Source organism: Streptomyces sp. NPDC031379, from assembly GCF_055569615.1.
Map to the genome: position 1 here is coordinate 150589 of NZ_JBVIIT010000018.1, position 16817 is coordinate 167405.

Genomic DNA, 16817 nt, shown 5'->3' on the forward strand with positions numbered 1-16817 from the left:
CGGCCGGTCACGAGCAGCGCGGGCGGGGCCGGTACGCCCCCGTCCCCCGGGACCCGACACCTCCCCTGCCGTACGGTGTCCCCGTGAGCCGCCCCCTGCTGTTCCTGGACGTCGACGGCCCGCTCAATCCGTACGCGGCCCAGCCGGAGCGCCGGCCCGAGGGCTATACGACGATCCGGGTGCCGCTGCACCACCGCCGCCCGCTGCGGGTCTGGCTGAACCCGTCCCACGGCCCGGCGCTGCTCGGCCTCGGTTACGACCTGTGCTGGGCGACCTCCTGGATGGCCGAGGCCAACCGCTGGATCGCCCCGTTCGTCGGCCTGCCCGAGCTGCCGTACATCGACTTCGGCACCGGCCTGTTCGCCGAGCGCCCGGACGGGGTCCACTGGAAGACGGAGGCGATCGTGGCCTACGCCGAGGGCCGCCCGTTCGCCTGGGTGGACGACGAACAGAGCCCGGCGGACACCGTCTACGTGACCGCCCGTCACCCCGGCCCGGCCCTGCTGCACCACGTCGACCCACGGCGCGGACTGCGCACGGCCGACTTCACGGCGCTGAGGCAGTTCGCGACCGGCACCCCCGGCCTGCCCGCATGACGGAGCGGGCCACCGGCTCGCGACCGACGGCGCCGCAGGGCAGGATGCCGTGATGGTCACTTCGTTCGCCACCGCCCGCGGGCACGCCGAGAACGGTCCCCTTCCCTGCCCGTGCTGCGGCTTCCTGACGCTCGACGAGCGGGGCGGCTTCGAGATCTGCCCCGTGTGCTTCTGGGAGGACGACGGGCAGGACGACGAAGACGCCGACCGGATCCGAGGCGGTCCCAACGGCGCACTGAGCCTCACGGGAGCCAGAAGGAACTTCCGCACCCTGGGGGCCAGCAGCGAGCGACGTACCCGGTTCGTACGCGCTCCGCTGCCGGACGAACACCCCGAGGGGTGAGGCGGCCGCGGATTCGCGGCCGCCGTCGGTCAGTTGTGGCTGTGCAGGATGTCGTTCAGGCCGCCCCAGACCGCGTTGTTCGGGCGGGCCTCGACCCTGCCGGTGACCGAGTTGCGGCGGAAGAGGATGTTGGAGGCGCCGTTCAGCTCGCGGGCCTTGACGATCTGGCCGTCGGGCATGGTGACCTGGGTGCCCGCGGTGACGTACAGGCCGGCCTCGACCACGCACTCGTCGCCGAGCGCGATGCCCACGCCCGCCTCGGCGCCGATCAGGCAGCGCTCACCGATGGAGATGATCACGTTGCCGCCGCCGGACAGGGTGCCCATGGTGGAGGCACCGCCGCCGATGTCGGAGCCGTTGCCGACCACGACACCGGCGGAGATCCGGCCCTCGACCATGGAGGTGCCGAGGGTGCCCGCGTTGAAGTTGACGAAGCCCTCGTGCATGACCGTGGTGCCCTCGGCGAGGTGCGCGCCCAGCCGGACCCGGTCGGCGTCGGCGATGCGGACGCCCTTCGGGGCGACGTAGTCCGTCATGCGCGGGAACTTGTCGATCGAGGTGACCTGGAGGTGCAGCCCCTCGGCGCGGGCGTTCAGCCGCACCTTCTCGACGTCGTCGACGGCGACCGGGCCGAGCGAGGTCCAGGCGACGTTGGCGAGGTGGCCGAAGATGCCGTCCAGGCTCTGGCCGTGCGGCTTGACCAGGCGGTGCGAGAGCAGGTGCAGGCGCAGGTAGACGTCGTGCGCGTCGATCGGCTTCTCGTCCAGCGAGGCGATGACCGTGCGGACCGCGACCACCTCGACACCCCGGCGGTTGTCCGGGCCGACCGCCGCGGTCGCGCCGCCGCCCAGCAGCTCCGCCGCCCGCTCGGCGGTCAGCCGCTCGGTGCCGGCGGGGCCCGGCTCGGCGACCAGCTCGGGGGCCGGGAACCAGGTGTCGAGAACGGTGCCGTCGGAGGCGATCGTGGCGAGGCCGGCGGCCACGGCGCCGGTGGTACGGGAAGCAGAGTCGGTCATGGGGAAAACCTAACGTGAGGCGGGGTGCGGGAGCGAACCGTGTCTCACGTGCCGGGCGCGGCTTCAGGGGATCACCCGAGCCAGCACCTCCCGGGCGTACTCCTCGTCGTACGAACCGCCCGTGAGCAGCACCTGGAGGCAGATCCCGTCCATCAGCGCCGGCAGCGCCCGCGCGGTCACCGGATCGACCCGGGCGGCCAGCCGCTCGGCCGTCCCCTCGGTCCACGCGGCGGCCACCGGCCGCAGGGCGGGGCGACGCAGGGCCGCGAGATACAGCTCGTACTCCAGCTCGACGCCCGGCCGGTCGCCGCCCAGCCACTGCCCGAGGACCCGGGCGAGACCGGTGGCGAGGTCGCCGTCGGTGTCCTCCAGCACCCCGCTGGCGGCCAGGACTCCGGCGAACCCCTCGTCGGCCTGGCGGAGGGCGGCCACCAGCAGGTCGTCCAGGGTGGCGAAGTGGTACGTCGTGGAGCCGAGCGGTACGTCGGCCTCGGCGGCGACCGAGCGGTGACTGAGCCCGGCGATGCCGTCCCGGCCGGCCACGCGGATCGCCGCGTCGATGATCCGCTGCCGCCGGTCGGGGTCGTACCGGCGGGGCATCAGTGCGTCGCTCCGCCCAGGTTGAGGACGACCACTCCGCCGACGATCAGCAGGATCCCGGCCACCTTGGTCGTGTTGAGCCCCTCGCCGAACAGCAGCAGGCCGAGGACGGCGATGGCCGCGGTGCCCACGCCGGACCAGATCGCGTACGCCGTGCCGATCTGCACGGTCTTCAGCGTCCGGGCCAGCAGCGCGAAGGAGACGAGGTAGCCCAGAGCCGTCACCAGGGAGGGCCAGAGCCTGCTGAACCCCTCGCTGTACTTCATCGCCGTCGTGGCGGCGACCTCGGCGCCGATGGCGCCGGCGAGCAACAGGTATCCCATGTGTACGAGCGTACACAACGGCTGTGTACAGCCGTACACAACGGGAAAGTCTCCCTTTCGTGGAAAGCGCTCACCGAAACGCCTCCGCGCGGTCGCCGCCTCCACTAATGTGCGGCCCTCGGCACCACATGACCTTCACGATTCACCCACCTCACCCTCACGCCCCCGGCTGACCCCCGGGCGGCGGCGGAGACCACGCATGCCTGAGAACACCCCCCACCCCCCGCGGCAGCCCTGGGAGAACGACTGGCGTCCCTCCCGGGCCACCCGTGCTCGAAGACTCTGGCCGTTCGGCGTCCTGGCCCTCGCGGCCGTCGCCGCCGGAGTCGCCGTAACGGCCGTGAACGACCCGGCCGCGGAGCGGGAGGCCGCCCCCGCCCCGAGCGGAACGCCGGCGGACGACGGCCCCGGCCTGCTCTCCTTCGCCTCACCGTCGGCGGGCAGGACCGCTCCCCCGAAGGGCGGCACCGTCCCGTCCTCCCCGGTGCCGCACACCGGCGCCGGCTCGTCCGCCGCGCACGCCGGCCGGCCCGAGCCCACGCCGCGCCGATCGACGCCGGACGCCGCGAAGCCTCCGAAACCCGCGGAGAAGCGACGCTCCGTCCGCTCCCTCAACCACCCCGACCGCTACTGGCACCTCGGCGACGCCTCCGTGCGGCTCGACCCGGTCACTTCCCCCGACGCCCGCCGGGCCGCCACCTTCACCCTGGTCAAGGGCCTTGCCGACGCCCGGTGCCTCTCGTTCGCCACGGCCGACGGCGGCTATCTGCGCCACCGGAACTTCCTGCTGCGCGCCGACCACGACGACGGGTCCCGCCTGTTCGAGCAGGACGCCACCTTCTGCCCGCGCGCGTCCTCCTTCACCGGAGCGACCATGCTGGAGTCGGTCAACTACCCCGGCCGCTTCCTGCGCCACCAGAACTTCCAGCTGAGACTCGACCCCTACCAGGACACGGACCTGTACCGGGCCGACTCGGCGTTCCTGCTGGTGGACGGAGTGGGCTGAGCCGCGGGACGTATTCGTTCACCGCAACGCGAAACGGCCATACCCCGGAGGGTATGGCCGTTTCCCGGACTGCCGACGGCTGGGCCGCCGCAGGCTCAGACGTTGAACCCGAGCGCCCGAAGCTGCTCCCGGCCGTCGTCGGTGATCTTGTCGGGTCCCCACGGCGGCATCCAGACCCAGTTGATGCGCAGCTCGTTGACGAGGCCGTCCGTGGCGGACTTGGCCTGGTCCTCGATGACGTCCGTCAGCGGGCAGGCCGCCGACGTCAGGGTCATGTCGATCGTCGCGATGTTCGCGTCGTCGATGTGGATGCCGTAGATCAGGCCGAGGTTGACGACGTCGATGCCCAGCTCGGGGTCGACGACGTCGTACAGCGCCTCGCGGAGTTCTTCCTCCGACGCCGGCTTCATCTCAGCGGTCTCGCTCATGCCGTCTTCCTTTCGGCGTCGGCGCCACCCAGCGCCTGGGCCGTCGCGTCCTTCCACGCCATCCAGCTCAGGAGGGCGCACTTGACCCGGGCGGGGTACTTGGAGACCCCGGCGAACGCGACCGCGTCCTCCAGGATCTCCTCCATCGCGTCGTCCGGCTCGATCCGCCCCTTGGACTGCATCAGCTCCAGGAAGGTCTCCTGGATCTTCTGCGCCTCGGTCACGTCCTTGCCGACCAGCAGCTCGTTCAGCACGGATGCGGAGGCCTGGCTGATGGAGCAGCCCTGGCCGTCGTACGAGACATCCGCGATCTTCGTGCCGTCGTACTTCACGCGAAGGGTGATCTCGTCGCCGCACGTCGGGTTCACATGGTGCACCTCGGCGTCGCCATCCCTCAGACCACGCCCGTGCGGGTGCTTGTAGTGGTCCAGGATGACTTCCTGGTACATGGAGTCCAGCTTCACCTTTTCAGCACGCCCCTCAGCCGAAGAAGTTCCGTACGTGCTCCAGCCCCTCGACCAGTGCGTCGATCTCGGAGGGCGTGGAGTACAGATAGAACGACGCTCGCGTGGTCGCAGGAATTCCGTAGCGGAGGCAGACGGGCCGCGCGCAGTGGTGACCGACGCGGACCGCGATGCCCTGCTCGTCGAGGACCTGGCCCACGTCGTGCGGGTGGATGTCGCCCAGCGTGAAGGAGATCGCGGCGCCGCGGTCCTCGGCCGTGGACGGGCCGATGATCCGCAGGTCCGGGACCTCGCTCAGCCTCCGCACCGCGTACTCGGTGAGCGCGTGCTCGTGGGCGAGGATCTTGTCCATACCGATCGACTCGAGGTAGTCGATGGCCGCGCCCAGGCCGACCGCCTGGGCGATCGGGGGCGTGCCCGCCTCGAACTTGTGCGGCGCCGGGGCGTAGGTGGAGGAGTGCATCGAGACGGTCTCGATCATCTCGCCGCCGCCCAGGAACGGGGGCAGGTCCTCCAGCAGCTCCTGGCGGCCCCACAGGACGCCGATGCCGGTCGGGCCGCACATCTTGTGGCCGGTGAAGGCCACGAAATCGGCCTGGAGGGCCTGTACGTCCAGCGGCATGTGCGGTGCGGCCTGGGAGGCGTCGATGCAGACCAGCGCGCCGACTTCCTGCGCGCGGCGCACTATCGCCTCGACCGGGTTGACCGTGCCCAGGATGTTCGACACCAGCACGAAGGAGACGATCTTCGTCTTCTCCGTGATGATCTCGTCGATGTTGGAGAGGTCCAGGCGGCCGTCGTCGTCCAGGCCGAACCACTTCAGCTTCGCGCCCGTGCGCTGCGCCAGCAGCTGCCACGGCACGATGTTGGAGTGGTGCTCCATCTCCGTGATGACGATCTCGGTCTCATGGTCCACCCGGTAGGGCTCGTCGGCCCAGCCCAGCATGTTCGCCACGAGGTTCAGCGACTCGGAGGCGTTCTTGGTGAAGATCACCTCGTCGCGGCTGGGCGCGTTGATGAACGCGGCGACCTTGTCGCGCGCGCCCTCGTACAGCGCCGTGGCCTCCTCGGCGAGCACATGCACACCGCGGTGGACGTTGGCGTTGTAGCGCTCGTAGTACTCGCTCAGGGCGTCCAGCACCTGGCGCGGCTTCTGGGAGGTCGCCGCGTTGTCCAGGTACACGAGCTTCTTGCCGTCGTGGACCAGTCGGTCCAGGACGGGGAAGTCCTTGCGGATCGCCTCGGTGTCGAGGAGGCCCGGCAGCTGTGTCACGCGGATGCGCCACCCTTCGTGTATGCCTCGTAGCCCTCGTCCTCCAGCTTGTCGGCGAGTTCGGCGCCGCCGGACTCCACGATCCGGCCGGCGGAGAAGACGTGGACGAAGTCGGGCTTGATGTAGCGCAGGATGCGCGTGTAGTGCGTGATCAGCAGGGTGCCGACCTCGCCGGTCTCGCGGACGCGGTTGACGCCCTCGGAGACGATGCGGAGCGCGTCGACGTCCAGGCCGGAGTCGGTCTCGTCCAGGATCGCGACCTTCGGCTTGAGCAGCTCGAGCTGGAGGATCTCGTGGCGCTTCTTCTCACCGCCGGAGAAGCCCTCGTTGACGTTGCGCTCGGCGAAGGACGGGTCCATGTTGAGGCGCTCCATGGCCTCCTTGACCTCCTTCACCCAGGTGCGCAGCTTGGGGGCCTCGCCGCGGATGGCGGTGGCGGAGGTGCGCAGGAAGTTGGAGACCGAGACGCCGGGGACCTCGACCGGGTACTGCATCGCCAGGAACAGGCCCGCGCGGGCGCGCTCGTCGACGGACATCTCCAGGACGTCCTCGCCGTCGAGCAGCACGGTGCCGCCGGTGATCGTGTACTTCGGGTGACCCGCGAGCGAGTAGGCGAGCGTCGACTTGCCGGAGCCGTTGGGGCCCATGATGGCGTGCGTCTCGCCCTGCTTCACGGTGAGGTCGACGCCCTTGAGGATCTCCTTCGTGGCGTTGTCGGCCTCGACGGTGACGTGCAGGTCTCGGATTTCAAGCGTTGCCATGGGTGCCTCAGGACTCCTGGGTGAGGGAGACGAGAACGTCGTCCCCTTCGATCTTTACGGGGTATACGGGGACGGGGCGCGTCGCGGGGAGGCCGGACGGCTTGCCGGTGCGGAGGTCGAAGGAGGAGCCGTGCAGCCAGCACTCGATCTGACAGTCCTCCACCTCGCCCTCGGAGAGGGAGACGTTCGCGTGGGAGCAGATGTCGTAGATGGCGAACACCTCGCCCGCGGTCTTGACGACCGAGAGCGGTGTGCCGTCGAGTTCCACCCGTTTCGGGGTGTCCTCCGCCAGCTCGCTCAGCCCACAGGCGCGTACGAAGGTCATGCGACCGAAGCCTCCAGCTCCTCCTCGATCTTGGCGAGCAGGCGCTCCTCGATGTCGGCGACGCCGATCTGCTGGACCAGCTCGGCGAAGAAGCCGCGGACCACCAGGCGGCGGGCCTCGTGCTCCGGGATGCCGCGGGCCATGAGGTAGAAGAGCTGCTCGTCGTCGAAGCGGCCGGTGGCGGAGGCGTGGCCGGCGCCGACGATCTCGCCGGTCTCGATCTCCAGGTTCGGTACCGAGTCGACGCGCGCGCCGTCCGTGAGGACCAGGTTGCGGTTCATCTCGTAGGTGTCGGTGCCCTCGGCCTTGGCCTCGATGAGCACGTCACCGATCCACACGGCGTGGGCCGACTCGCCCTGCAGCGCGCCCTTGTAGACGACGTTGGACTTGCAGTGGGGGACGTTGTGGTCGACCAGGAGGCGGTGCTCCTGGTGCTGACCGGCGTCCGTGAAGTACAGCCCGAACAGCTCGGCCTCGCCGCCGGTGCCGGCGTAGGTGACGCGCGGGTGCAGCCGTACGACGTCGCCGCCGAAGGTCACCACGACCGACTTGAAGCCGGCGTCCCGCCCGATGAGGGCGTTGTGCTGGGCCACGTGCACGGCCTTGTCGTCCCAGTCCTGGACCGAGACGACGGTCAGCTTGGCGCCGTCGCCCAGGATGTAGTCGACGTTGGCGGCGAGCACCGCGTCACCGGTGTGGTCGATGACGACGACGGCCTCGGCGAAGGCGCCCAGCTCGATGACCTGGTGGCCGAAGGCGACACCGCCCTCGCCGTGCACGGCGATGCGGATGGGCTCGGTGAGCACCGTCTCCTTGGGGACGGTGACCACGCCGGCCTTCTCGAACGCCGAGTACGCCTGGGCGGCGACGCGGTCCACCGGGGTGCCCGCCTTGCCGATCCGGGCGTCGCCACGCTCGACGGTCTCGACGGTGACGCCCTCGGGGGCCTCGACCACGACCTTCACGCCCTCGCCGGTGGCGACGGCGGTGCCGTCGTGCAGCCCGCGCAGGCGCTCCAGGGGGGTGAACCGCCACTCCTCCTCGCGGCCGTGCGGGACCGGGAAGTCCGCCACGTCGAAGGACGGGGGCGCGCTCATGCGCGTGGCGACGGTCGACTCGGCGGCCACCGCGATCTGGCCCGCGGTGGTGGACCCCACGGGGATGTTCTGAGCCTCAGCCATGGCTGTCGGTCTGCTCTCTTCCTACGTCAGAAATTGCGGGCTGCTGTCCGGGGCGGGCCTTAGCCGACCGCGCCTTCCATCTGCAGCTCGATCAGCCGGTTCAGCTCGAGGGCGTACTCCATGGGCAGCTCCTTCGCGATGGGCTCGACGAAGCCGCGCACGATCATCGCCATCGCCTCGAACTCGCTCAGACCGCGGCTCATCAGGTAGAAGAGCTGGTCCTCGGAGACCTTGGAGACGGTGGCCTCGTGACCCATGGACACGTCGTCCTCGCGGACGTCCACGTAGGGGTACGTGTCGGAGCGGGAGATGGTGTCGACGAGCAGCGCGTCGCACAGCACGTTCGACTTGGAACCGGCGGCGCCCTCGCCGATCTCGACGAGACCGCGGTAGGAGGTACGACCGCCACCGCGCGCCACGGACTTCGAGACGATGTTGGAGGAGGTGTTCGGCGCCATGTGGACCATCTTGGAGCCGGCGTCCTGGTGCTGCCCCTCGCCCGCGAAGGCGATGGACAGGGTCTCGCCCTTGGCGTGCTCGCCCATCAGGTAGACGGCCGGGTACTTCATCGTCACCTTGGAGCCGATGTTGCCGTCGATCCACTCCATGGTCGCGCCCTCGTAGGCGACGGCGCGCTTGGTGACCAGGTTGTAGACGTTGTTCGACCAGTTCTGGATGGTCGTGTAGCGGCAGCGGGCGTTCTTCTTGACGATGATCTCGACGACCGCGCTGTGCAGGGAGTCCGACTTGTAGATCGGGGCCGTGCAACCCTCGACGTAGTGCACGTAGGCACCCTCGTCGACGATGATCAGCGTCCGCTCGAACTGGCCCATGTTCTCCGTGTTGATACGGAAGTAGGCCTGGAGCGGGATCTCCACGTGGACGCCCGGCGGGACGTAGATGAAGGAGCCGCCCGACCACACGGCGGTGTTCAGGGAGGCGAACTTGTTGTCACCGACGGGGATGACGGTGCCGAAGTACTCCTTGAAGAGCTCCGGGTGCTCCTTCAGCGCGGTGTCGGTGTCGAGGAAGATGACGCCCTGCTCCTCCAGGTCCTCGCGGATCTGGTGGTAGACGACCTCGGACTCGTACTGGGCCGCGACACCGGCGACGAGGCGCTGCTTCTCCGCCTCCGGGATGCCGAGCTTGTCGTACGTGTTCTTGATGTCCTCGGGCAGGTCCTCCCAGGACTCCGCCTGCTTCTCCGTGGAGCGTACGAAGTACTTGATGTTGTCGAAGTCGATACCGGAAAGGTCCGAGCCCCAGTTCGGCATGGGCTTCTTGTCGAACAGACGCAGGCCCTTGAGACGAAGCTTGGTCATCCACTCCGGCTCGGACTTCTTCGCGGAGATGTCCTTGACGACATCCTCGCTCAGACCGCGCTTCGCAGAGGCGCCGGCTTCGTCGGAGTCGGCCCAGCCGTATTCGTACTTACCCAGACCCTCGAGCTCAGGGTGGGCAGTCTCCTCGATGGGGAGAGTCATGCGGGGTTCCTCCCGGCCGTGCTTGCAGGTGCGTCAGTGGAAATCTTGGGGATGAACGTCGTGCAGACGCCGTCGCCGTGCGCGATGGTCGCCAGGCGCTGGACGTGGGTTCCGAGCAGCTCGGCGAAGATCTCCGTCTCCGCCTCGCACAGCTGCGGGAACTGTTCCGCGACATGGGCGACCGGGCAGTGGTGCTGGCACAGCTGCTCGCCGACCGGTGCGCTGCGCGCCGTAGCAGCGTACCCGTCGGCACTCAGGGCCTTGGCCAGTGCTTCGGCGCGCCTGTCGGGGCTCACGCTCTCGATCGCCTCGCGGTACGCGCTCGCCTGGGAGGCGATCCGGGCACGGGCGAAGGCGGCGACCGCCTCCGGCCCGCCCTCGCGCTCGGCGATCCAGCGCAGGGCGTCCGCGGCCAGCTTGTCGTACGACTGGTCGAAGGCGTCCCGGCCGCAGTCGGTGAGCGCGAAGACCTTCGCGGGACGGCCGCGCGTGCGCGTGCCGTACACCCGCTGCTCGCGGGCCTCCACGACGTCGTCGGCGACCAGCGCGTCCAGGTGGCGCCGGACGGCGGCCTGGGTCAGGCCCAGCCTGCCGGCGAGTTCGGCGACGGTCGACGGGCCGTGGTCCAGGATCGACCGCGCGACCCGGTTGCGCGTCGAGCGCTCCCCGGTCGCGAGTTCCTCCTGAGGGGCCCCCACCGGGGTCTCCCGAGCCTCGCCGACGTTTTTCACAACGCCATTGTTGCGTAATTCCTCAGAGACTGACAAGCGCCGTCCGGATCACTGGACGGTGCCCTGCGTCACTTAGGCATACCTAATCTGACCTGCGGAAACGATCTTCTGATCGATCATCGCCGGCGCTCGCGAGGTCAAACGGATGGCGCCGCGCCCCCCCTTCGGGAAGACTCCCCAACCATGCCCACACCCCCTCCGACCGGCCCTCTTGTCACTCGGGACACCGTGGCCGCGCAGCTGCGCCTGCTCGGTGCCGAGACCGGCGAGATCCTCTTCGTGCATTCTTCGCTCCGTTCCCTCGGCTGGGTCAACGGAGGAGCCGTCGCCGTCGTCCAGGGCATCCTCGACGCGCTCGGCCCCTCCGGCACGCTCGTCGTCCCCACCCAGACCAGTGACCAGTCCGACCCCGCCCTGTGGGGAAACCCGCCGGTGCCCGAGGAGTGGTGGGACCGGATCCGGGCCACCATGCCCCCGTACGACCCGCTGATCACGCCCACGCGCGCGGTGGGCGTGATCCCCGAGACCGTGCGGACCTGGCCCGGCGCCCTGCGCAGCGCGCATCCGCAGACCTCCTTCGCGGCCGTCGGCCCGCACGCGAAGGAGATCACCGACGGCCACGCGCCCGACTGCCGGCTCGGCGAGCGCAGCCCGCTGGCCCGGCTGGAGCAGCTGGGCGCCCGGGTGCTGCTGCTCGGCGCGGGCTACGACGCCTGCACCAGCTTCCACCTGGCCGAGTACCGGATACCGGCGCCCCGCGTCGAAGTCGGACGACCGGCGCCCGGCGGCGGCTGGGAGACGGTCGTCGAGGTCTCCATCACCTCCGACCGCTTCGACGAGCTGGGCCACGACTTCGAACGGGACCGGCCCGTCGTCCGCGGGAAGGTCGGCGCGGCGGACGTACGGCTGTTCCCGGTGGCGGACGCGGTGGCCTACGCCGAGCGGTGGCTGCCGCTGCACCGTCCCCGTGAGGAGGAGTTCCCGCACCCGGCCGCCTGAACGGCAAGCGGTCTCCCTAGACTCTTGAGCCATGCGAAGTGAGCCCGTGGTCCAGGTCCAGGCCCTGGTGAAGCGGTACGGCACGAAGACCGCGGTGGACGGCCTCGACCTGGTGGCCCAGGCGGGAGTGACCGCCGTCCTCGGCCCCAACGGGGCGGGGAAGACGACCACGGTCGAGACCTGCGAGGGGTACCGGAAGCCGGATTCCGGCACGGTGCGCGTCCTGGGCCTCGACCCCGTCCGGCAGTCCGCCGAGCTGCGGCCCCGTATCGGCGTGATGCTGCAGTCCGGCGGGGTGTACTCGGGCGCCAGAGCGGACGAGATGCTGCGCCACGTCGCCAGACTGCACGCGCACCCGCTGGACGTGGACGCGCTGATGGAACGCCTCGGGCTCGGCTCCTGCGGCCGGACCTCCTATCGCCGGCTGTCCGGCGGCCAGCAGCAGCGGCTCGCGCTCGCCATGGCCGTCGTGGGCCGCCCGGAGCTGGTGTTCCTGGACGAGCCGACGGCCGGCCTGGACCCGCAGGCCCGCCGGGCCACCTGGGACCTGGTGCGGGACCTGCGCGCCGACGGTGTCGCGGTCATCCTCACCACGCACTACATGGAGGAGGCCGAGCAGCTCGCCGACGACGTCGCGATCATCGACGGCGGCCGGGTCATCGCCCAGGGCTCCCCCGAGCAGCTGTGCAAGGGCGGCGCCGAGAACACCCTGCGCTTCACCGGGCGCCCCGGACTCGACGTGGGCTCCCTGCTCAAGGCGCTCCCGGCGAACTGCACGGCCGCCGAGCTGACCCCGGGCGCCTACCGGGTCGTGGGCGACGTCGACCCGCAACTGCTCGCCACGGTGACCTCGTGGTGTGCCCAGAACGGGGTGATGCCGGACCGGATCTCGGTGGAGCGGCACACCCTCGAGGACGTCTTCCTGGAGCTGACCGGCAAGGAGCTGCGCTCATGACCACCGCATCGGGCCCCTACACCCCGCGGCCGGGTGCGGCCCCCCTGTCCCGCATGATCGCGGCGCAGGCGGCGCTGGAGACCAAGATGCTGCTGCGCAACGGCGAACAGCTGCTGCTGACGGTCGTCATCCCGACCCTGCTGCTGGCGCTCTTCAGTTCCGTGGACATCGTCGACACCGGCAAGGGCGAGGCGGTCGACTTCCTCACGCCGGGCATCCTCGCGCTCGCCGTGATGTCGACGGCGTTCACCGGGCAGGCCATCGCGACCGGCTTCGAGCGCCGCTACGGCGTCCTCAAGCGGCTCGCCTCCTCCCCGCTCCCCCGCTGGGCCCTGATGACCGCGAAGACGGCGTCCGTACTGGTCACCGAGATCCTCCAGGTGATCCTGCTGACGGTGATCGCCTTCGCGCTGGGCTGGTCCCCGCACGGCAACCCCGTCGCCGTACTGCTCCTGCTGGTCCTGGGCACGGCCGCGTTCTCGGGGCTCGGCCTGCTGATGGCCGGCACCCTGAAGGCCGAGGCGACGCTGGCAGCCGCCAACCTGGTCTTCCTGCTGCTGCTCGTCGGCGGCGGGGTGATCGTGCCGCTGGAGAAGTTCGGCTCGGCCGGGCAGCACGTCCTCGGCCTGCTGCCGATCTCGGCGCTGTCGGACGGTCTGCGGGACGTGCTCCAGCACGGCGCCGGGACGCCCTGGGCCGACCTGGGGATCCTCGCCGTGTGGGCCGTGCTCGGCCTGGCGGCCGCGGGACGGTTCTTCCGCTGGGAGTGAGTCCCGTGAACGCGCAGGCGGCGACCCCTGTGACGCGCTGGGAGCGACCCTCGTGAACGCATGCACAAGCGGCGGCCTACGATGGTGCGCGTGCCAAAGCTGAACCGCGCCGACGCCCAGGCGGCCCTGCGCAACCCGCTCGCCCTCATCGCCGACCGCTGGACCCCGGATCCCCGGACCGTGCAGCGGGCGGCCCTCGCCGCGCTCGTCATGGCGGTGGTCATCGTCGTCACCGGCGGCGCCGTCCGGCTGACCGGCTCGGGCCTCGGCTGCCCGACCTGGCCGAGCTGCACCGACGACTCGCTGACCACCACCCGGGCCATGGGCTTCCACGGGGTCGTCGAGTTCGGCAACCGGATGCTGACGTACGTGCTGTGCGCGGCCGTCGGCTGGGCGATCATCGCGGCCCGCTCCGAGAAGCCGTGGCGGCGCGGCCTGACCCGGCTGGGCTGGGCGCAGTTCTGGGTCGTCATGGGCAACGCGGTGCTCGGCGGCATCGTGGTGCTGGTGGGCCTGAACCCGTACACGGTCGCCGCGCACTTCCTGCTCTCCACGGCGCTGATCGCGATCGCGACGGTGATGTGGCAGCGCACCCGGGAGGGCGACGCCGCGCCGCGTCCACTGGTCGGCAAGGCGGTGCAGCAGCTGGTGTGGGTCCTGGTGACCGCGTCCGTGCTGCTGATCGCCGTCGGCACGGTGGTGACGGGCGCCGGACCGCACGCGGGCGACTCCAGCGAGGTGGACCGGATCCCCCTCGACTGGGAGACCGTGTCCAAGCTGCACGCGGTGCTCGCCTGGATCGTCGTCACGCTGACGTTCGCGCTGTGGTTCGTCCTGAAGGCGGTGGACGCCCCGCGGGGGCCGCTGGCGCGGACGCGGGAGCTGTTCCTGGTCCTGCTCGCCCAGGGTGTGATCGGGTACGTGCAGTACTTCACGCACCTGCCCGAGGTCCTGGTCGGCCTTCACATGCTCGGCTCGTGCCTGATCTGGATCGGTGCCCTGCGTGTCCTGCTGTCGCTGCGCGAGCGCCCGGAGGCCGCCCCGGACCTGCCCGGTCCGGCGGCCGAGGTGGCGGTCGGCACGCGCGCGTGACTCAGCCGTACCTGGTGACCAGCGCGTCGATCGCCGGGCCGAGGTAGGCGCGGGTCAGCTCGGCACGGCGGGCGAGCCGGCCGTCGCCGGCCGGAGCGGGGCCCGCGGGATCCGCGTAGCGCCGGCGTGCGATGTCCGCGACGACCTCGGCGGGGGCACCCAGCGCGGGCAGCTCGTCGAGCGCCTGCCGCTTGGAGATCAGCCGTCCCTCGCGCAGGGTCACGGTGGCCCGGGCGAAGGTCAGCAGCCCCAGGTCGACCCAGCCGTCCTGCCGCCACAGCCGGGCCTTGCGCACCGCGGGCCGCCAGAAGTCGCGCTGATCCCGGACCACGAAGTCATGGAGCTGCCGGTCCGGTACCGGTGGGAGCAGCCGGGCGGGCGCCTCGCCGTGCAGCACCCGGCCGAACTCGTGCAGCTCGCGCCGGGTCACGGGGGTGACCGGGCGGCGCATCACCCGTGCGTGCGCCCAGGTGAGATGCGGCCGTTCCGGGGCGTCCAGGGTGGCCGGGGCGAGATAGCTGCAGTGGAGCTTCGCGGCCAGCGGCGCGGTACGCAGCCGCCGGTGCAGCGTCACCACGCGCCGTACGGTCCCGAGGGTCGGCGGGCCGGGCAGCACCGCGATCAGGTCCAGATCGCTGCGGCCCTCCTGGTAGTCCCCTCCGGCCAGGGAGCCGTGCGCCCAGACGGCGAGCGGGTTCAGTTCCGCAAGTGCGTGCAGGAAGCGGGCGACGAGCGCGTCGGTCGGCATCCCATCAGTCTGGCCAGCGTCGGCCCCCGCCGTACAGACCTCAGCGCAGGCCGTAGACCCGTCGCGCGTTGTCCGCGGCGATCAGCCGGGCCACCCGCTGGGCGTCCTCCAGGGACCACGCGTCCTCGGCCACCCAGGTGCCCAGGACGCGGCCCAGGGCCTCGCGGAAGAGGCGGGCGCCGACGACGTGCAGCTCGGGCAGGCCGTGGGCGCCGGTGGAGAAGAGGATCTTGCCGAAGGGGGCCAGCTCCAGGATCTCCGCGAGGACCGTGGCCGCGCGGGCGCCGGTGCGCACGAGCGCGGCACCCGAGTCGGCGTACACGTGCGAGAAGACACCGGCGAGGTGGGCGGCGTGGCGGTGGTACGGGTAGCCGTGCAGCAGGATCAGGTCGGTGCCGAGGCCGGCCGTGGCCCGGACGAAGTCGGTCAGCAGCACCGGGTCGGTGCGGTCGATGCGGGAGCCGGGCTCGCCGAGTCCGGCGTGCAGCTGCAGCGGCAGTCCGGAGGAGACCGCGATCCACAGCAGGTGTCTGAGCAGCACGGGGTCGGTCAGCGGCCCGCCGACCCGTCGCCCGGCCAGCCAGCGGCCGGCCGCGCCGCGCACCTCTCCCGGCCCGGGTGGCTCGGGCGCGAGGGCCAGGCCGTGCCGGAGACCGGCGACGGAGGTGAAGGCGACCGCGTTCGCGGCGGCGCCGTGCACGGACTCGGCGAGGTTGGCCAGGAAGGACTCGACGGTGCCGGAGGTGTCGGCGACCTGCTCCGCGAGCAGTTCGAGCCGGACGATCTCGCGGGCGTCGGCGTCGCCGTCGCAGGCCATCTCGGCGGGGCCGGTGAGGTCGCCGGGCAGGCCCGTGTCGACGAGGTAGGTGGTGATGCCGCTCCCCCGCAGCAGCCTGCGGCTCGCTTCCAGGACGCCCAGTTCCCGGCGTCGGGCGAGATAGCGGGCGGGCGGGCAGTGCGGTTCCAGGCCGAGCAGGGGCGGGCACCAGCGCCGCACGGCGAAACCGGTCTGGGTGTCGAAGAGGGTGGTTCCGGGGGCGGGGGGTCCCTCGGTGCGGGAGAGTTGGGCCTCGAAGGTGCCGAGGCCCAGCTCGGTGCGCAGCACTCCGTGGCAGTACTGGTCCACGAGGGACGGCGTTTCGATCATTCCGGCTCCCCGTGGGACGCAGCTGCCTTACACGTCCTAACGGGTGAACCGGGCTCAGGTGGCGGCAGGCGCCCCAAAGGGGCGCGGGCCGTATCGATGTGCGGCCGCGTCGCGCGGGCGCGGAAAGCCACGCCGAGCCGGCCCTCGGCGAACCACGGGAACCGCCCGGGCCAGGAGGTTTCGTTTCCGGGCGTCGCGGACCCGGGCTGATCCGAACGAAGCCCTCTAGCCGCCGATCTGCATGCCGGCCATCCGCTTCCACTCGTACGAGCCCGTCGTCACCTTCGCCGCGAACTCGCCGTCGAAGGACTCGTGGACGGTGATGCCGGATTTCTCCACCGCCTGCTGGGCGATCGCGGTGCTGGGCGCCACGAGGTCGCCCCAGCCGCCGTCCTCGCCGACGAGCACGATGCGGGCCCCGCGTTCGCCGATGTGGGCCACCTGGCCCTCGGCACCGCCGTGGGCCTTGGAGAAGGCGCTGATCTGCCGGGCGAGCTTCGCCACCTTGCGCTCGGCCTTGGCGTCGGCCTTCGGGTCAACCTGCTGCGTGTCTGCCATGGCCAGGATGCTACCGA

21 protein-coding genes are annotated in these 16817 nt (G+C 71.0%); 7 read left to right on the plus strand and 14 right to left on the minus strand.

Annotated elements, in window-relative coordinates; genetic code table 11:
- Nucleotides 1-83 precede the first annotated feature (83 nt).
- Nucleotides 84-596, plus strand: coding sequence for an HAD domain-containing protein (locus ACZ5CW_RS25450; RefSeq protein WP_468605117.1), 513 nt, complete (start codon nt 84-86; stop codon nt 594-596).
- 52 nt (nt 597-648) lie between these two features.
- Entirely contained in the window at nt 649-939 is a 291-nt protein-coding gene (locus ACZ5CW_RS25455; protein ID WP_468605119.1) for a CPCC family cysteine-rich protein, read from the plus strand.
- Nucleotides 940-968: 29 nt separating this feature from the next.
- Here ACZ5CW_RS25455 and dapD read toward each other — a convergent pair whose 3' ends face one another.
- From dapD to ACZ5CW_RS25470, 3 genes are all read right to left on the minus strand, one after another.
- Complete coding sequence (gene dapD / locus ACZ5CW_RS25460) at nt 969-1955, minus strand: 2,3,4,5-tetrahydropyridine-2,6-dicarboxylate N-succinyltransferase (RefSeq protein ID WP_468605121.1); 987 nt, start codon at nt 1953-1955, stop codon at nt 969-971.
- Between the two features lie 63 nt (nt 1956-2018).
- Nucleotides 2019-2555: a TetR/AcrR family transcriptional regulator gene (locus tag ACZ5CW_RS25465; protein WP_468605123.1), complete on the minus strand. Its 537-nt coding sequence runs from the start codon at nt 2553-2555 to the stop codon at nt 2019-2021.
- Entirely contained in the window at nt 2555-2878 is a 324-nt protein-coding gene (locus ACZ5CW_RS25470; protein WP_468605125.1) for a DMT family transporter, read from the minus strand. Before ACZ5CW_RS25470 ends, ACZ5CW_RS25465 begins: the two co-directional genes overlap by 1 nt.
- Nucleotides 2879-3077: 199 nt before the next feature.
- Here ACZ5CW_RS25470 and ACZ5CW_RS25475 point away from each other — a divergent pair, with 199 nt between their 5' ends.
- Nucleotides 3078-3884 carry an AbfB domain-containing protein gene (locus ACZ5CW_RS25475; RefSeq protein ID WP_468605127.1) on the plus strand — a complete coding sequence of 269 codons (807 nt, stop codon included), beginning with the start codon at nt 3078-3080 and terminating at the stop codon, nt 3882-3884.
- A 95-nt stretch (nt 3885-3979) separates the two neighbouring features.
- Here ACZ5CW_RS25475 and ACZ5CW_RS25480 read toward each other — a convergent pair whose 3' ends face one another.
- From ACZ5CW_RS25480 to ACZ5CW_RS25515, 8 genes are read right to left on the minus strand one after another with little or no spacing between them, the layout of a single operon-like run.
- Nucleotides 3980-4312 carry a metal-sulfur cluster assembly factor gene (locus ACZ5CW_RS25480; protein ID WP_031166063.1) on the minus strand — a complete coding sequence of 111 codons (333 nt, stop codon included), beginning with the start codon at nt 4310-4312 and terminating at the stop codon, nt 3980-3982.
- Nucleotides 4309-4776: a Fe-S cluster assembly sulfur transfer protein SufU gene (gene sufU / locus ACZ5CW_RS25485; RefSeq protein WP_468605130.1), complete on the minus strand. Its 468-nt coding sequence runs from the start codon at nt 4774-4776 to the stop codon at nt 4309-4311. Before sufU ends, ACZ5CW_RS25480 begins: the two co-directional genes overlap by 4 nt.
- 16 nt (nt 4777-4792) lie before the next feature.
- Nucleotides 4793-6049 carry a cysteine desulfurase gene (locus ACZ5CW_RS25490; protein ID WP_468605132.1) on the minus strand — a complete coding sequence of 419 codons (1257 nt, stop codon included), beginning with the start codon at nt 6047-6049 and terminating at the stop codon, nt 4793-4795.
- Nucleotides 6046-6810 carry a Fe-S cluster assembly ATPase SufC gene (gene sufC, locus ACZ5CW_RS25495; RefSeq protein WP_208031586.1) on the minus strand — a complete coding sequence of 255 codons (765 nt, stop codon included), beginning with the start codon at nt 6808-6810 and terminating at the stop codon, nt 6046-6048. Before sufC ends, ACZ5CW_RS25490 begins: the two co-directional genes overlap by 4 nt.
- Before the next feature lie 7 nt (nt 6811-6817).
- Complete coding sequence (locus ACZ5CW_RS25500; protein ID WP_468605134.1) at nt 6818-7135, minus strand: non-heme iron oxygenase ferredoxin subunit; 318 nt, start codon at nt 7133-7135, stop codon at nt 6818-6820.
- Nucleotides 7132-8316: a Fe-S cluster assembly protein SufD gene (gene sufD / locus ACZ5CW_RS25505; RefSeq protein WP_468605136.1), complete on the minus strand. Its 1185-nt coding sequence runs from the start codon at nt 8314-8316 to the stop codon at nt 7132-7134. Before sufD ends, ACZ5CW_RS25500 begins: the two co-directional genes overlap by 4 nt.
- A 59-nt stretch (nt 8317-8375) precedes the next feature.
- The gene (gene sufB / locus ACZ5CW_RS25510; RefSeq protein WP_030049080.1) at nt 8376-9800 is read right to left on the minus strand and encodes a Fe-S cluster assembly protein SufB; all 1425 of its coding nucleotides are present in this window, start codon (nt 9798-9800) and stop codon (nt 8376-8378) included.
- On the minus strand, nt 9797-10531 hold the full coding sequence (locus ACZ5CW_RS25515; protein WP_468605139.1) for a helix-turn-helix transcriptional regulator: 735 nt from the start codon (nt 10529-10531) through the stop codon (nt 9797-9799). The genes sufB and ACZ5CW_RS25515 overlap by 4 nt, the downstream gene beginning before the upstream one ends.
- Nucleotides 10532-10714: 183 nt before the next feature.
- Between ACZ5CW_RS25515 and ACZ5CW_RS25520 the strand changes: the two genes are divergently transcribed.
- From ACZ5CW_RS25520 to ACZ5CW_RS25535, 4 genes are all read left to right on the plus strand, one after another.
- A complete protein-coding gene (locus ACZ5CW_RS25520) occupies nt 10715-11530 on the plus strand; it encodes an AAC(3) family N-acetyltransferase (RefSeq protein WP_468605141.1) in 816 nt (271 codons plus the stop codon).
- A gap of 31 nt (nt 11531-11561) precedes the next feature.
- Nucleotides 11562-12485 (plus strand): ABC transporter ATP-binding protein, encoded by a 924-nt coding sequence (locus ACZ5CW_RS25525; protein ID WP_468605143.1) that lies wholly within the window; start codon nt 11562-11564, stop codon nt 12483-12485.
- Complete coding sequence (locus ACZ5CW_RS25530) at nt 12482-13255, plus strand: ABC transporter permease (RefSeq protein WP_468605145.1); 774 nt, start codon at nt 12482-12484, stop codon at nt 13253-13255. Before ACZ5CW_RS25525 ends, ACZ5CW_RS25530 begins: the two co-directional genes overlap by 4 nt.
- Before the next feature lie 81 nt (nt 13256-13336).
- On the plus strand, nt 13337-14347 hold the full coding sequence (locus ACZ5CW_RS25535; protein WP_468605147.1) for a COX15/CtaA family protein: 1011 nt from the start codon (nt 13337-13339) through the stop codon (nt 14345-14347).
- A 1-nt stretch (nt 14348) separates the two neighbouring features.
- Here ACZ5CW_RS25535 and ACZ5CW_RS25540 read toward each other — a convergent pair whose 3' ends face one another.
- From ACZ5CW_RS25540 to ACZ5CW_RS25550, 3 genes are all read right to left on the minus strand, one after another.
- Nucleotides 14349-15095, minus strand: coding sequence for a nucleotidyltransferase domain-containing protein (locus ACZ5CW_RS25540; RefSeq protein WP_468605149.1), 747 nt, complete (start codon nt 15093-15095; stop codon nt 14349-14351).
- Nucleotides 15096-15135: 40 nt separating this feature from the next.
- Complete coding sequence (locus tag ACZ5CW_RS25545; protein ID WP_468605151.1) at nt 15136-16242, minus strand: amidohydrolase family protein; 1107 nt, start codon at nt 16240-16242, stop codon at nt 15136-15138.
- A 225-nt stretch (nt 16243-16467) separates the two neighbouring features.
- A complete protein-coding gene (locus ACZ5CW_RS25550; RefSeq protein ID WP_468605153.1) occupies nt 16468-16800 on the minus strand; it encodes a hypothetical protein in 333 nt (110 codons plus the stop codon).
- Between the last annotated feature and the right edge of the window lie 17 nt (nt 16801-16817).

What these genes read in the sequence shown, in the direction of transcription:
- ACZ5CW_RS25475 (WP_468605127.1), top strand. Translation starts at nt 3,078, where the DNA reads ATGCCTGAGAACACCCCCCACCCCCCGCGGCAGCCCTGGGAGAACGAC.
- sufD (WP_468605136.1), bottom strand. Translation starts at nt 8,316, where the DNA reads ATGGCTGAGGCTCAGAACATCCCCGTGGGGTCCACCACCGCGGGCCAG.
- ACZ5CW_RS25540 (WP_468605149.1), bottom strand. Translation starts at nt 15,095, where the DNA reads ATGCCGACCGACGCGCTCGTCGCCCGCTTCCTGCACGCACTTGCGGAA.
- sufB (WP_030049080.1), bottom strand. Translation starts at nt 9,800, where the DNA reads ATGACTCTCCCCATCGAGGAGACTGCCCACCCTGAGCTCGAGGGTCTG.
- ACZ5CW_RS25525 (WP_468605143.1), top strand. Translation starts at nt 11,562, where the DNA reads ATGCGAAGTGAGCCCGTGGTCCAGGTCCAGGCCCTGGTGAAGCGGTAC.
- ACZ5CW_RS25455 (WP_468605119.1), top strand. Translation starts at nt 649, where the DNA reads ATGGTCACTTCGTTCGCCACCGCCCGCGGGCACGCCGAGAACGGTCCC.
- dapD (WP_468605121.1), bottom strand. Translation starts at nt 1,955, where the DNA reads ATGACCGACTCTGCTTCCCGTACCACCGGCGCCGTGGCCGCCGGCCTC.
- ACZ5CW_RS25535 (WP_468605147.1), top strand. Translation starts at nt 13,337, where the DNA reads ATGGTGCGCGTGCCAAAGCTGAACCGCGCCGACGCCCAGGCGGCCCTG.
- sufC (WP_208031586.1), bottom strand. Translation starts at nt 6,810, where the DNA reads ATGGCAACGCTTGAAATCCGAGACCTGCACGTCACCGTCGAGGCCGAC.
- ACZ5CW_RS25480 (WP_031166063.1), bottom strand. Translation starts at nt 4,312, where the DNA reads ATGAGCGAGACCGCTGAGATGAAGCCGGCGTCGGAGGAAGAACTCCGC.
- ACZ5CW_RS25500 (WP_468605134.1), bottom strand. Translation starts at nt 7,135, where the DNA reads ATGACCTTCGTACGCGCCTGTGGGCTGAGCGAGCTGGCGGAGGACACC.
- ACZ5CW_RS25550 (WP_468605153.1), bottom strand. Translation starts at nt 16,800, where the DNA reads ATGGCAGACACGCAGCAGGTTGACCCGAAGGCCGACGCCAAGGCCGAG.
- ACZ5CW_RS25545 (WP_468605151.1), bottom strand. Translation starts at nt 16,242, where the DNA reads ATGATCGAAACGCCGTCCCTCGTGGACCAGTACTGCCACGGAGTGCTG.
- ACZ5CW_RS25465 (WP_468605123.1), bottom strand. Translation starts at nt 2,555, where the DNA reads ATGCCCCGCCGGTACGACCCCGACCGGCGGCAGCGGATCATCGACGCG.
- ACZ5CW_RS25530 (WP_468605145.1), top strand. Translation starts at nt 12,482, where the DNA reads ATGACCACCGCATCGGGCCCCTACACCCCGCGGCCGGGTGCGGCCCCC.
- ACZ5CW_RS25520 (WP_468605141.1), top strand. Translation starts at nt 10,715, where the DNA reads ATGCCCACACCCCCTCCGACCGGCCCTCTTGTCACTCGGGACACCGTG.
- ACZ5CW_RS25470 (WP_468605125.1), bottom strand. Translation starts at nt 2,878, where the DNA reads ATGGGATACCTGTTGCTCGCCGGCGCCATCGGCGCCGAGGTCGCCGCC.